Origin of the sequence: Pedobacter sp. PLR, assembly GCF_026239675.1 — a bacterium.
Lineage (GTDB): Bacteria > Bacteroidota > Bacteroidia > Sphingobacteriales > Sphingobacteriaceae > Pedobacter.
Genome location: NZ_JAPIVQ010000001.1, coordinates 37284 through 51301 on the forward strand (window position 1 = coordinate 37284; position 14018 = coordinate 51301).

Here is a 14018-nt window from a genome sequence, read left to right on the forward strand (position 1 = left end):
AACATCGCTCCGTATGCCAAACAATTTATGCTTACGGAGCTGATGCTACTCATCGCGTTATCTATATCCGCCGTTTAATAAGTTGCCGAAGAATATGGCGTTTAGGAACAGCCGTCCCGTCCCCAGCCAGTAGCCCCTGTAAGTAGGATCATCGGCAAAGAGGATCACCTCTCCACTACCAAGCCCTGTGGCGATAATTGCCGCAGAACCAGCTACTTTTGCGATATTGGCTTTAGAAGAATAACCATTCACGAAGGGCTTTGCTGCATACTCCGCTACGGTTGAATACTTGTTCTCACACGGCAACAATAATGTAGGGCCATTTTTATTGATAAACAGCTTACGTGAAGTTACCCCGAAGGCAATCGGATGGGTAATATCGAGGTCGGCCAAAAAAATTGCTCCATTGATCCTTTTCGAACCTTCTACATCTTCCTGTCTTGCATAATCCAGTCTTTCTTTAACGGGTTTAACAACCAACTCTGCTCCTGCGCTTTTGGAATGATCCTTATCAGGCTCAGCAGTTTTTGGTACCGCAACTGCTGACCTGGCTGGTATGTCTCCCCTTCCGGAGAAATTATCGGTTTCCGAAAGCTTCTCCTTTACGATACCCTGGTTTACCGCCCAGGCCGTTGCCGTCTGGAAGGTGATCAGTGTCCCGCCATCGGTCACCCAGTTTTTGATCTTATCGATTGTCGGTTTGTCCCATTCGCTATAATTCCCGCCTGGTAGTACCAATACATTGTAGCGGTTCAGTGGTGCCCTGGCAAAACTTTGCAGATCCAGCTTGGTTACCGGCAGGTTCAGTTGCTGGTTCAATAGAAACCAAACCTGTCCCGCCTCCGAAGAGGTCACTCCCTGACCAAAAGCCAGGACCACCTCAGGTTTTCGCAGCGACTTGATATTGCTGCTTCCCAAATCTATACCTTCGGCACTAAAGCCTGTAGAAACCGGGGTAATAGCTACATTGGCGGAACGGGCTACAGTTTTCAACACCGAATACAAGGAATCCCGGGAAAGTGTCTGCCCCACTACCGGAATAACCAGGGATCCGGGGAGGTAGGCGCTTTTTACTGAGCCAACATTTACTGCGAAGGACTTAAATGCAGTTTTAACTAAAACGTTCTTCAACTGCAGCTGATAAAGTGCTTTTGTAAAGTTATAATCGCCCGAATTGATCAGATAGGCATAAGAAGAACGTTCGCCAGCTAGCCTGCCCGTTTCGGCAGCTACATTTTTCACTGCCGCAGCCTTTGAAAAAGCGCCCTTGACTTTGGCATATTTCAGCCCGTATGCCTGAATAATACTCCATCCGGTATTGTCATAAAAGATACTATCCTTCAGCGTATTTTCCTCAAAGATAGAGTGAACAATTAAAAAGTTCGGCTGGGCGGCTGGAACCAGGTAGGCCTTTCCTTTATCAAAGGTTTTACCGTCCTGAATGATCTTTTCGCCAAGCTCATAGACCTCCACATGGTGTTGCAACAGCAGTCCGAGGAACTTCTGCGTCAGGTTCACATCATTGTTATCGCCAAACACAAATGCTTTGGCCGGATTCTTTTTCCCCTGCTCCAGCGCGTATTTGAAGAAATCTTTCTGTACTTTAAAAAGACCTGATTTCTCCTCCACAGCCCCCCTGATGGTAGAGATACTTGTTGCCAGATGGTTGCGGATTGTAAAGGCAAAGGTCAGCGGTCCATTGGCCGATTCCTGCAATATTCCTCTTGAACCCGCCTGTTCAAAAGTTGCAGCCACCGAACCAAAAAACTTGGGATAGGTAGAACCATAAATCGGCGACAGGTTATCATAATTCTCTTTGGTAAAATAAAGCGAACCAATATCATCCAGTGCCTTTGCATGGTATTTCGCCAGGGTCACCTGAAAATCATACAAAAACTGCGGGATGACCGGGCTCTCATGGCTCTTCGGCGTGGGCTCAAAATAATAGGTTGCATTGGTTCCCTGCTCATGAAAATCTATCTGCACATTCGGATACCATTTATGGAAGAAAACCAGACGATTGCGACTTTCTACCTGTACCAGATTGAGCCAGTCGCGGTTCAGATCGGTAAAATAATGGTTGCTCCTCCCATTTGGCCATGCCTCCTGATGCGCTTTGTCCAGGGGATCGCCCACGGCAGGAAAAGAATGGTAGGCATTGTGCCAGTTCGCCGCCCTGTCCCTGCCATCAGGATTGAGCGAGGGATCAATAAATATCACCGAAGCTGTCAGCCATTTCTGTGTCTCCGCATCATTGCTTGCCGCCAGATAGTAAGCCGTAAGCAAACTCGTTTCTGTACTTGAGGTTTCATTCCCGTGTACCCCGTATCCCAGGTGGATAATCACCGGGGCAGCATTACTCAGCGGAGCTTTCGAAGGATCTACCTGATTCAGGTGTTCCTGTCTGATCTGTTCCAGTTTCGCATAGTTGGAGGGCGCGGTGATGGTCACGATAATCTGCTCCCGCTGTTCATAGGTTTTCCCCAGGCTTTCTACGTGCACCCGGTCTGATACCTTTTCCAGCTCGCGGAAATAGGCCAGCACCTGTTCATGCCGGGTAAAATAACTGCCGATGGGATAACCCAGAAACTGTTCGGGTGTAGGGATCCTGGCATCCAGTGAGGTCGCCTTCGGAAAGAAGTAATTGTTCTGCGCTGTTGAGGGCTGAATACTGATCAAACTGAGTACGGTCAGTATTTTTATAGTATGGAAGAAAAATTTCATGTCTTTATGTTATAGATTAATAACCCGGGTTCTGTGTCACATCGGGATCTGACTGTATATCCGAATAAGGGATTGGGAATAACCAGAAGTTCCTGTTGGTAATACCCAATACCGCTCCTGCACGTTCGGTCCTGACCAGGTCAAACCAACGGTGTGCTTCAAAGGCAAACTCGATACCGTTCTCGTCCTCAATCGCCTGTATCAATGCTGCCTGAGTAACTGCTGTGGTTACCGCAACATCAGCTCTTGCCCTGATGGCATTCAGATCTTCCGCAGCATCAGTCAGCTTGTTCTGTTGCGCCCTTGCCTCTGCACGGATCAGGTAAAGCTCTGCAATGCGGATCAGGTACGATGGATCGGTGCTGATCCCAACGGTGTTATAGAGCACGCCATAAACTGTCGCTCCCGTGCCGGCAATCAGTGTATTTCTGCTGCCGCCAATCGCTGGATTGTTCAGTTTGGCAATCAGCGCATCCGAAGGCTTCAGTGTAAATTGTCCTCCGGACGAACTAGGATACCACAGATTCCAATAACTATTCCTGTCATTAGCAGAATAGCTCAGCTCCAAAACGGACTCCCTGGTTAGAAAAGGTGCGGTAAAAAAGGACTTATAGGGTTTCAGCAGCGTATATTTCGTATTGTTGATCACTTGAGTAGCATACGTTTCTGCATCTGCCCACTGTTTTCTGTACAGGTGCAGTCTTGCACGTAAAGCCCTTGCAGCACTTTTCTGGGCGCGGTTTCTCGTCGTGGCATCCTCTGGCAACAACTGCTCGGCCCGGGTCAGATCTGCCAGTACCTGGTCATAAGTCTGATCGAGCGTACTGCGTTTGATCCCTTTCAGCACACTCAGGTTTGTGGTTGGCTTCAGCTGAAGCTGTACCCCACCCCATCCTCTGCCCAAATCAAAGTAAGACAGTGCGCGGATAAAATAGGCTTCCCCTAAGATTTTGTTTTTCTCCGCATCCGTCAGCAAGGGATCATTTACCAGAGGCACATAGGTAATTACGCTGTTGGCAGAATTGATCGTTCTGTAGATACTCTGATAGGCCGAAACCGTGATTACGTTGTCCGTAGGTATGGCATTCTGGTCCAGCTGCAAGTATTCGCTCAGCGTTCCGTTAAAGATTACGTTGTCTGTAGTGATGGTTCCCAGTGTTGGGTAGGCTGATGCGTAGTAATTTTGCACCCTGTCGTATGTACCTATAATTGCCGCACGGGCGGTACTTGCATCAGTGATAGCACTTCCTGTGGGCAGTGCATAATCCGGCACTTCCTCCAGGTATTTTTTGCAGGAAACGGAGAGCAGGACAAAAGCTATAAGCACTGCGTTTCTGAGATATGATGTGTTCATTTTTTTCTGTTTTAAGGTCATTAAAAGGTTACGTTTGCGCCAATCTGGATGGTCCCTGGCTGAGGCACAGTTGCCCAGTCGTAGCCCACGGTATTCTGGTTATTGGACTGGGAGCTTACTTCCGGATCAAGACCACCATATCTGGTGAAGGTCAGCAGGTTGGTTCCCTGCAGATAAACACGAAGTTTACTTACACCTACCCTCGTCAGTACATTCCTGGGAAGGGTGTATCCGAGCGTTAGTGTTTTCAGTCTGATGAAAGATCCGTCTTCCAGGTATCGGGAAGAAAGGCTGGCAACATTTCCACCATAGTTGTTTGCTGCACCGCCGTTTTCTGTAGGGTTTCCGCTATAGGTAGTCAGTCGCGGAATATCGGTGATGTCGCCTGGTTGCTGCCATCTCTCCAGTTGGCGTGGCAGGAAACCTATATTCGCCTGGGTTCCGCCATGCACCATAAAGAAATCGTTCATATTCATGATCTTGTTGCCCTGCTGGAAGTAAAAGAAAAAGCTAAAATCTATTCCCTTATAGCTAAAGCTATTTGTTAGTCCACCTGTATATTTTGGCAATGCATTGCCCACAATCTGGCGGTCTGCCGAGGTAATCTGTCCGTCTTTATTCACATCCTCATAGACGGCATTTCCTGTTTGCGGATCTACATACAACTGTTTGTATAACTGGAAGGAGTTGACAGCGTAACCTTGCCTTAAGATAGAGATATTCCTTCCTGAGGCACCTAAACTGATATCCGAGGCCAGTTTCTCAATCTTATTGTTGTTAAAGGAGATATTAAAATTCGTGGTCCACTGAAAAGCATCCGTCTGAATATTGGTGGAGTTAATGCCTAGTTCAAATCCCTTGTTCCTTACTGCACCGTAGTTCTGCAAATAGGAAGAGAATCCAGAGCGGTAAGGCACGGGAACATTCAGCAACAGGTCGTATGTATATTTATTGTAATAGTCCGCCACAATTTGCAGACGTTTCTTCAGAATAGTAAACTCTGTCCCAACATTAAACTGCCTTGTGGTTTCCCAGGTCAGGTCGGGATTGATGAGCTGTGTAGGCGCAATGCCTGGCTGTTCGAGGTAATTGGCTCCCGAAGACCATAGTCCCTGTGCTGCATAGGCCCCTATACCGTTCTGGTTACCGGAAAGCCCCAGACTGGCCCGCAGTTTCAGTTCATCAAAAATGTTAAGGTTTTTGATGAAATCTTCCTGGCTCAGGCGCCATGCCAGTCCTCCTGAAGGGAAATAGCCCCAACGCTTATTCGTTCCGAATTTCGAAGAACCATCTGCGCGGATACTTCCATCGATGGTATACTTTCCGTCATAGGTATAACTGGCCTTCCCAAAGAAAGACAACAGCTTTGTTTCAGCACTCGATGCCGTACCGGAGCGTGTAGCAGCCACTGAAACCGATTTGAGGCTGTTTGCGGCGAAGCCTGTTCCGGAGGCGGATGTGGACTGGTTCAATACCGTATTGATGGTATTCCCGATAAGCGCATTGACATTATGCTTCCTGCCCTCGCCCAGGTTTTTCACAAAACTCAATACCTGTTCATTGGTGAGTACCAATGCTTTGTTCTCTGTAGAAGAGGCCGAACCATTGCTGGCGATACCTGCACTGATGAGCGTATTTGAATAACTATTGTCATACTCGCTGGTATTGTCAATACTCCAGCTGCTGCGCAGTTTTAGTCCGGGAAGGAAGGTATACTCTCCAAAGATATTGCCGATTGTCCTCCATCCCAGGGCCTTACTATCCAGGTTGTTGATCAAAGCGAGGTGGTTGTCAAAACTTCCGTACCGTGCATAAGTGCCATCGGCATTGTAAACCGGCAGATAAGACCTTGGGAAAAGTGCGGAGTTGATCACTCCTGTGGGATTGTTATCGCTACCGCTCAGGTTTCTGTCAGAACGTATAAAATTGATGCTGGTACCCACCTTCAGTCTATCCGTCAAGTAGTTATCGTAGTTAAATCTGCCCGAGTACCGTTTATAATCCGAGGGCTTCACAATAGACTCCTGGCTCAGGTAGCCTAAACCAATGTAGTAGGTACTCCTATCAGTCCCTCCCAGTGTGGAGAGCTCATAATTGGATGTTCTGGCGGTACGGAACAGACTGCTGATCCTGTCGTAGGTCTGCTGAGCTGATGGATCCGGGAAAGGAAGCACCACCGTTGAAGGATTCAGGCCATTATCAATGGCGGTATTGACCCTTGATTCATTAGTCAGCAAGGCCACTTCAGGGCCAGTAGCCACTTTAAATTGATCTACGGCAGTAGACCATCCCTGGAAAGTGCTCAGGTTGATGGCTGCTTTGGTATTCCTTTTTCCCCGTTTGGTTGTCACGATGACTACCCCGTTTGCCCCGAGCGATCCATATATCGCCGTTGCGTTTGCATCTTTCAGAATCTGGATATCCTCAATATCGGCAGGATTCAGATCGGCCATGGGATTAGATGCAGCCTGATTTCCCAGTCCAGCCGTAATCGGATCACTATTATTTACAAATACACCATCGATAATATACAAGGGATCCACAGAGGCGTTGATCGAGTTGTTTCCACGCACACGGAAGGTGATCCCTCCTCCCGGCACGCCGGAGTTCGTCGTTACCTGTACGCCGGTGGCTTTCCCCTGTAGCAGCTGGTTGAAACCACCTGAGGGCTGGTTCTGCACTACCGAACCACTGATACTGCTGATGGAACCGGCAATATATTTTCGCTCCTGGGTACTGTAACCGGTGACTACTACATCGTTTAATTGGTTCAGTGTTTCCTGCAATCTGATCGTCACAGGACTACCGTTAACAGTCACTTCCTTTTGGTCGTAGCCAATGAAGCTAACCAGCAGCGTATAAGGAAAACTCTGGCCGGTCACAAAGCTGAATTTACCATCGGAATCTGTTGATACTGTATGTGTAGTTCCCCTGATTTTAACTACCGCACCAGGCAGAGGCTGATTGGTACCAGCATCCAGTACGATACCGTTGAGATGCGATTTGATAGTCGGGCTTACCTGTTGTGCGCTGGCTATGGAAGACCAGACAATGCACAGAAACAGGTAAAACCCTTTTTTATAAAGATTTTTCATTTGTTGTTGTTTAGGAAATTTCAGACAAAGCACTTCCATCAGCCCCTCTTGGTGGCAGTCAGGAAACAGTTAATTGAGTATTGGATTTAAATCCGCAGGGGATTTTGGTGGGTGTTAACAGCCGATGCTATTACAAAAAAGGCAGCAACATACTGGAGGAAGCGATGAGCCGTATAGGTGTTTCAGATAACCGGAATGATGGTCTGCTTTTTTAGGAAAACCGCTGGAGAATAAAGAGTGTTTCATGCTTATGTTTTATAAAGTCTACTAATTTAATAGGATAAACCTAAGGCAATAATTTTGCTTCTCCAAATAAACTACCAAATTACTAGACTTTATTTAATATTTGTATCAAACCCCTACCCTAAACTGCGGAAATTGGCTGGCATGGAAAGATATTTTACGCAACGAAGTATTAGTATTTTTTTTAAAACACAAACCTGCAGGGGGTAATAACTGTTTAATCTTTGACTAGAATGAATAAACATGGAAAATTTAAACAATGGTGATACCCGAAATGAGAAATCACATCCAAAACCCGCTGATGATCCTGGTGCACAGATTGAGACGGTAAGTCCAGACTCCGAAAAAGAGGGTTTGCCAAATGATCAGGGCAAGGAAAGGCATAACAAATCAGAACGTCCTGAAATCGAAACTGTAATTCCGGATACCGAAAATGAGCTTTTGTAGGATGATCAGGAATTGCTACCGGAGATATCGTAGTCGACCAGGAAACTGATCTGGACGACGACGATATGGCCGCCAAAAATCTCAGCGGGATCACAGAAAGGCTGGCGCTGAGATAGCGATGTTAAGGGGGCGTTGCTTTATCAGTCTTATTTCTTGCAATTCTAAACCCAAGATCGTCAATTTTAAACTTTAGGGGATGACTTCTTCTTCTGGTAGTGGCCATTACACTTCGTTCTTCGTCACACCAACCACCGCCTCTGAAAATCCTATAGGAACCATAAACAGTTTCATCATAAATATCAGAACACCATTCCCATACGTTGCCCAACATATCATAAAGCCCCCAATTATTTGGTTCTTTCTGTCCAACCATATGCGTGGTCCGATCTGAATTATCCTTGAACCAGGCAATACTGTTTAATTCTCCGTACCTGATTCCTGTGGTCCCTGCTTTACAAGCATATTCCCATTCTGTTTCCGTCGGCAACCGGAATCCATCTGCTGTGCTATCAAAGGTAATTTCTTCGTTTTCCTCCTGAATCGTATAGCAAGGGTTTAGCCCTTCCAGCATCGACAGGGCATTACAAAAACTAACCGCATCTTTCCAGGTAACCGTCTCAACAGGTAGCCCATTACCTTCAAAAGTAGCTGGTGTTTCTTTTGTAATTTCAAAATACAATTCTTGTGTTACAGGGAACTTTGCAAGCAAAAAAGGTTGAACTTCAACGGTCCATTTCTGCTTTATTCTATCATCCCTCAATTCGATTTTCCCACCCGGGATTTCAACCATTTGGTCGTTAATAATTGAGCTATCGGGTGTATTAATTTCGTTCTTAATCACGTGTTTTTTTACATTATTTTCCGCCGGCCATCACCCAGCCCTATTACTTTCGTACAATTGCTTTAGTTATGTATAGTTTATCCGACAAAATAGCTATCCTGGCTCCTGAGATTTAGCAATCAAATCAGGGAGATTCACCACAAGTGAAAATAATAGCAGAAAGCAAAAGGAAGCTGCCAGTACAAGATAGGTTGCAGCTTTCTGTACACCTTCCTGTGCTAACGTGTTTTTTCTGATGACGGCATTCATATTCAACTCTTCAATAATTCTTATCTGCAACCGTGCCTTATTCAGTGCTTCCTGTTTGGCGGTAATATTGCTGGCTGGGTCTACTATTGTTTCGTAAGCTTGCGAAAGTGCTAATACAGCCTCTCTTTCCCCTTTTTCAGTTATGTTGTTTCTTTCTTTCTCCAATTCAAGACGAAATTGACTGGCCGGTACACTGGAAAGCGGCAATACATTTTCGTCAAGTACCTTTCTCATCTTACCCAGGTAGTTCAAACTTTCATAATTATCCTTTAAAATGTTTTTTGAACCTGAGGCTATCTTATTCATGTAGTATAGAGAGATTCCTCCGAAAGATAGCACTACTGCGAACAACACTGCAAATGCAAGACGCAATTTCGTTTTTATTTTCATGTCATTATCAATTAAATTGATTTAACTAAATGATAAGACCCACAAAAACTATGCAGATTATTCAGGGATCAAATGTTTTTCATTTTTAACCCTGGAACGCCTGAATAAAAACTGAAAAAGAGTGGTTTTTAATAGGAACCACAGCCAGATTGCTGAACTGTGGCCCTATAACTAACCTAACCAGGGCTATGAGATGCTGCTTGTGTAACTACAAGGCTTTAAATGGCCCTTTAGAGAAATACAGCTTATAATCTTTTATTCTTCCGTTTGCCCCATCCTGTCTTGGCAGGAGTTTCATCCCCGAAACGGAATATTCCTTTCCTAGATCAATCACAATCTGGTGTGGCATTTTAGTCGGCTTTTGCCATTCTGTATGCCAGAAACTGGTTAACTGTAAATCAAAGACATTTGCAGCATTTCCATCATCACCGCTTAGCTCTTCACTATCTGCATAAACAACTTTCCAATTATTACGGGGAATTTCCATTCCTTTTTGATCCAGGAGCACAATTTCTGCAACCGAACTGAACTGCTGACCTTGCTGTTCTGACAAGGCCTCCAAAGCAAAATACCTGGCATTTTCAGGATTAAATTTCACGATTTGCCATTTATCGGTATTTTCAAATGTACCTTCAACAGTCACCCTATAATCCGCAGCATTCCATTTCTGCTCAGCTTTTCTATGTCTTTCAGGCTGAGGTTCATTTACCATATCCAGTATGGGATGATCCAGGAAGGTCAATTCCGGCTTTGCCGAACCGTAAAGGTCAAACACAACAACTTCGTTTACTCCTTTTTTAAGCCAGCTAGCGGGTACTAACATCGTTTGTGTAGGACCTATACTCCAAAAACGGCTCAGGCATTGACCATTTACCCATACTAAACCTTTATTCCATTTACTTAAATCCAAATAGGTATCCAGTAGCTCGTTTGCGGTAAACTTTCCTTTATAAAAACCTGCCTGAGGTTTCTGTGCAGCATATGGCTCATATTTAACCGGGATCGTTACATCCCCCATCCTTAAGCTATAGTTTTTCCAATTGCGGACTTCAGTTTTGTTGTTATTGTCATCAATCAGATAAACCTTGCCATGAATACCTTTTCTATCGTGCATTCCCACCGCATAATTTACCCTTCCTGTGGCCTCAACCAATACTTTTAATTGAACAGCTTTAGCTCTTGCAGGTATTGAAATGCTAAATTTTGCTTTACGCCTATCTAAGCTGCCAATTAATTTACCATCCACATAAACTATGGCATAATCGTGGATATCTTTAAACTGTAAAATAGATTTGGCACCCGCCGGAAGTGTTGAGGTGTACATTACCGAGCCAAAATCCTGATTTAGATCCTCCATAAACAGGGTGGTATCACTTAAAACCGGCTTAGGTAAATTTTGATTTAATCCTGCAAAAGCAGTGAATTTAACCGGTGCTAAGGCTTGTATTTTATTTTCAGCTGGTATTGGAGTCAACTGCTCCCCTTCCTGCAAATACTTGCCAAACAACGCTCTTAATTCATAGAACTTTTCTGTCGTATTTCCTGCCTCATTGATCGGTGCATCATAGTCGTAGCTGCTGGTTTGCGGCAGATATGGTGGATCATTTGCTCCGGAATAAGTGCCAAAAGTCGTTCCTCCATGCGCCATATAAATACTGAATGATGCCTTTTGATCTAACATATATTTCAGCTCAGCCACAATTCTCTTAGTATCTCCTTTATGGTGAGGCCTACCCCAGCTATCAAACCAGCCTGGATAATATTCCCCACACATTAATGGCCCTGTTGGTTGAATTTCCCTCAGTGCTTTGAAATTCGCTTCAGGTCCGGAACCGAAATTTACAACGGCAAATAATCCTTCCGGGTGGTCGGCTTTCAATTGAGAAGGTCCATCGCAATGGAACAAGGGAACGGTGAATCCAGCTTCAATTAAATTGTTTTTAATGATGTTCATATAAGCTTTATCACTTCCGTAACTGCCATATTCGTTCTCTACCTGCACCATTAAGATGTTACCTCCTCTGGAGATTTGTAGCGGCGCCAATTCTTTCCCAACTTCCATCAGGTATTTCTTGCTTCTTGCTAAATAATAAGGATGTTGAGTACGTAGTTGAATAGATTTGTCTTTTAACAGCCACCATGGGAAGCCGCCAAAGTCCCATTCGGCGCAAGCATATGGACCTGGTCTTAAAATCACATATAAACCTTCTTCCTGAGCAATTTTACAAAAGGTCTTAGCATCTGCCTGACCTGTCCAGGTGAACTTATCTTGCTGGTTCTCGTGCATATTCCAGAACAGATACGCACACACGGCATTTAAGCCCATTGCTTTTGCCATTTTTAAGCGTTGACGCCACTCGGCTTTCGGTATTCTGGCAAAATGCATTTCGCCACAGCGAATCACATAAGGTTTCCCATTAAGTTCAAAATGTTCAGTGCCTATAGCAAAGGTTTGGGCTTGTTGTGCCTTCAGGCTGATGGTAAGACACAGTATTGCTGAGAGTGTAAATAGTTTTTTAAAATGCTTTTTCATTTATCTTTATAATCAACGAAATCCGTCATGGTATCTGGTGCCAATAAATACGCGGAGAAGCGCTTATCTCTGGTTTAATACTGCGCCGCCAAATTATAAATCAAAATATGGAATAACTAAAAGTAGATTGGCCAATACTGAACGTATATTGTCCTTATTTAACTAAAACCCTGGTAAGATAGCCTAAGAAAACAGCTGATATGGGCGATTCCGTAAATGAAAGCTGTTTTAATTAAAGGATTTCCGGAAGGCATTCGGAGACAGGTTTGTACTCCTTTTAAAAAGTTTATTAAATGACTGCGGATGTTCAAAACCAAGCTTGTAGGCAATTTCGGCAATGCTAAGCCGACTTGTGCTCAACATATCCTTGGCATTTTCGATCAGTCTGACATGAATATGCTGCCGGGTATTTTGCCCGGTTAGTGATTTGAGCAAATCGGTTAGATAGCGGGTTGAAACCCTGAGATGATCCACGACTTTTCCTTTGATAGGATTTGATATATTATTCATTATAATTGATTTAGTACTCATTACCACAAAGTTCAACAACCTAAACCGTCAAAAAGTAGCCGGATAAGTCAAAGTTGTAGCCTGAAATCAATTTAACGGATCGGTTGTAAACAAAAAATCCCTACCTGAATAAACAGGTAAGGATTTTTATAAAAAAACAGGAGGACTTTCCTCCTGCCCCCCCCTTAATCAGGAGATATAAACTTATTTAGCCCTTGCACCTCCGGTAATGGTAAAACTTCCCAATGAAAGTTGAACTTCTGCTAAAGACCTTAAATTCTCTATCGCACCAAGTCTTTTAACTGCATCAAGGTAGTTGGTATGCCCATGTTTTAAATTCCATACCTGAGTAATCTCAAGCGCTGAAGAAGCAGGTAGAAGCTTTCCATCAGGCCCTTCGAATCTAACTTTAAGGTTGCCTTTGTAATTTCCCGGAAGTGAGACCGTTTTCCTGATTTCCTGAACAGATGAAGTAACAATGATTTCACCGGTAGTAAATTTCAAGGCACTATCGTCAGATGCCAGTGATATTTTAGAGCCCGGCGGAACATTTTTACATCTGGCCACAAAAGTAAAATCTTCTTCAGTGTCATCCTGGTTATAGAACTTCAAAGTATCCTCCAGACTTTTTTGAGGATCAAAATTATGCCAGGCGGAAGCCCCGTTGCTAGTGATATAGGTATTGGAATTCCAATTCCCTAAAGGTATGGTAAGCGGGTTGTTTTTGAGAAAGAAATCAGAAGTCAGCGCCGCAATCACACAGATATGGTTATTCGAAGTAGGGTTTAAAAAGAATGCTTCTGAAACACCACGGACACCCGGAGCAAGTGAACCTTCTTCTCCGCCCTGTAATACCACATTTCCAACCGCAGTACCATTGGCGGCTGTTAAACATTGTATCCAGGAAGTTGGTGGTTGATTAAAGCCTCCTGTAGAATAAAACATTTGCAATTGAGGGTTGGTAATGTCACCCTTGAAATTTGTGTTTGCACAACGCGCATAAATATAATTTTTTCCCACCTGAGGTGTTTGCCAGAACTGATTATTCCACTGTTCAATTACCTGATCAGTATTTAGCTCTGTATTCTGATTACAAACGATATCAACACTCTGGGTATAATCAGTCCCGGTTGGAATAGTGCCAATATCTCTAATATTTTTACGGCACAATATACCTCTCCACTGACGAATAGAGATTGCAGCCAGATTATTTGCACTAGCCATGTCTAATCCTAAAGCCTGAACCAGACTCTTAGCCAGGAATGAAGGATCCATAAATATGTTGTTCCAATAAGTATCCGCAAATACACCACTACAAACATTTGAAATGTCCTGATAGGTAAGTTTTGGATTCATATTTTTATAAATGGCATACATGGTTTCAGTATCATATGAACCGTTACTCTGCATCTCAATTGCCGTGTCCCACATTTGCTGAATGTTACGGATTTCATTACCGGTTACTACACCATTTTCTTCATAAAGAACATCTGTTCCTTGTGAAGCATTTTTAGATTGTGACATAATGTAATTGTATTATAGGGATGATACCTACTCTTTTGAGGCTTTTCGGTAAACGCCTGTTATTCAGTTGTAAAACTGATTAACTACGAACCAAAGTAACATCAATTC

General features: G+C 44.1%; 8 protein-coding genes and 1 pseudogene. 1 reads left to right on the forward strand and 8 read right to left on the reverse strand.

Features of this window, described 5'->3' with window-relative positions; all coding sequences use genetic code 11:
- Positions 1-57: 57 nt before the first annotated feature.
- Genes OQX61_RS00130 through OQX61_RS00140 form a run of 3 tightly spaced genes read right to left on the reverse strand, consistent with a single transcriptional unit; the run spans position 58 to position 7173 of the window.
- Complete coding sequence (locus tag OQX61_RS00130; protein WP_265839609.1) at positions 58-2724, reverse strand: M14 family zinc carboxypeptidase; 2667 nt, start codon at positions 2722-2724, stop codon at positions 58-60.
- 16 nt (positions 2725-2740) lie between these two features.
- The gene (locus OQX61_RS00135) at positions 2741-4078 is read right to left on the reverse strand and encodes a RagB/SusD family nutrient uptake outer membrane protein (protein WP_265839610.1); all 1338 of its coding nucleotides are present in this window, start codon (positions 4076-4078) and stop codon (positions 2741-2743) included.
- A gap of 20 nt (positions 4079-4098) precedes the next feature.
- Complete coding sequence (locus OQX61_RS00140; RefSeq protein WP_265839611.1) at positions 4099-7173, reverse strand: TonB-dependent receptor; 3075 nt, start codon at positions 7171-7173, stop codon at positions 4099-4101.
- Between the two features lie 486 nt (positions 7174-7659).
- Here OQX61_RS00140 and OQX61_RS00145 point away from each other — a divergent pair, with 486 nt between their 5' ends.
- Entirely contained in the window at positions 7660-7863 is a 204-nt protein-coding gene (locus tag OQX61_RS00145; RefSeq protein ID WP_265839612.1) for a hypothetical protein, read from the forward strand.
- Between the two features lie 121 nt (positions 7864-7984).
- On the opposite strand, the gene OQX61_RS00150 is transcribed toward OQX61_RS00145, so the two are convergent.
- The 5 genes and pseudogenes from OQX61_RS00150 to OQX61_RS00170 all read right to left on the reverse strand — a co-directional run bounded on the left by OQX61_RS00150 (position 7985) and on the right by OQX61_RS00170 (position 13910).
- A complete protein-coding gene (locus OQX61_RS00150; protein WP_265839613.1) occupies positions 7985-8704 on the reverse strand; it encodes an SUMF1/EgtB/PvdO family nonheme iron enzyme in 720 nt (239 codons plus the stop codon).
- A gap of 93 nt (positions 8705-8797) precedes the next feature.
- Positions 8798-9343, reverse strand: a complete 546-nt coding sequence (locus tag OQX61_RS00155; protein WP_265839614.1) for an MCP four helix bundle domain-containing protein — start codon at positions 9341-9343, stop codon at positions 8798-8800.
- A gap of 208 nt (positions 9344-9551) precedes the next feature.
- Positions 9552-11876, reverse strand: a complete 2325-nt coding sequence (locus OQX61_RS00160) for a beta-galactosidase (protein ID WP_265839615.1) — start codon at positions 11874-11876, stop codon at positions 9552-9554.
- Positions 11877-12104: 228 nt separating this feature from the next.
- Positions 12105-12344 (reverse strand): annotated as a pseudogene (locus tag OQX61_RS00165) (helix-turn-helix transcriptional regulator); the annotation flags it as partial.
- A gap of 246 nt (positions 12345-12590) precedes the next feature.
- Positions 12591-13910, reverse strand: coding sequence for a hypothetical protein (locus OQX61_RS00170; RefSeq protein ID WP_265839616.1), 1320 nt, complete (start codon positions 13908-13910; stop codon positions 12591-12593).
- Positions 13911-14018: the final 108 nt, after the last annotated feature.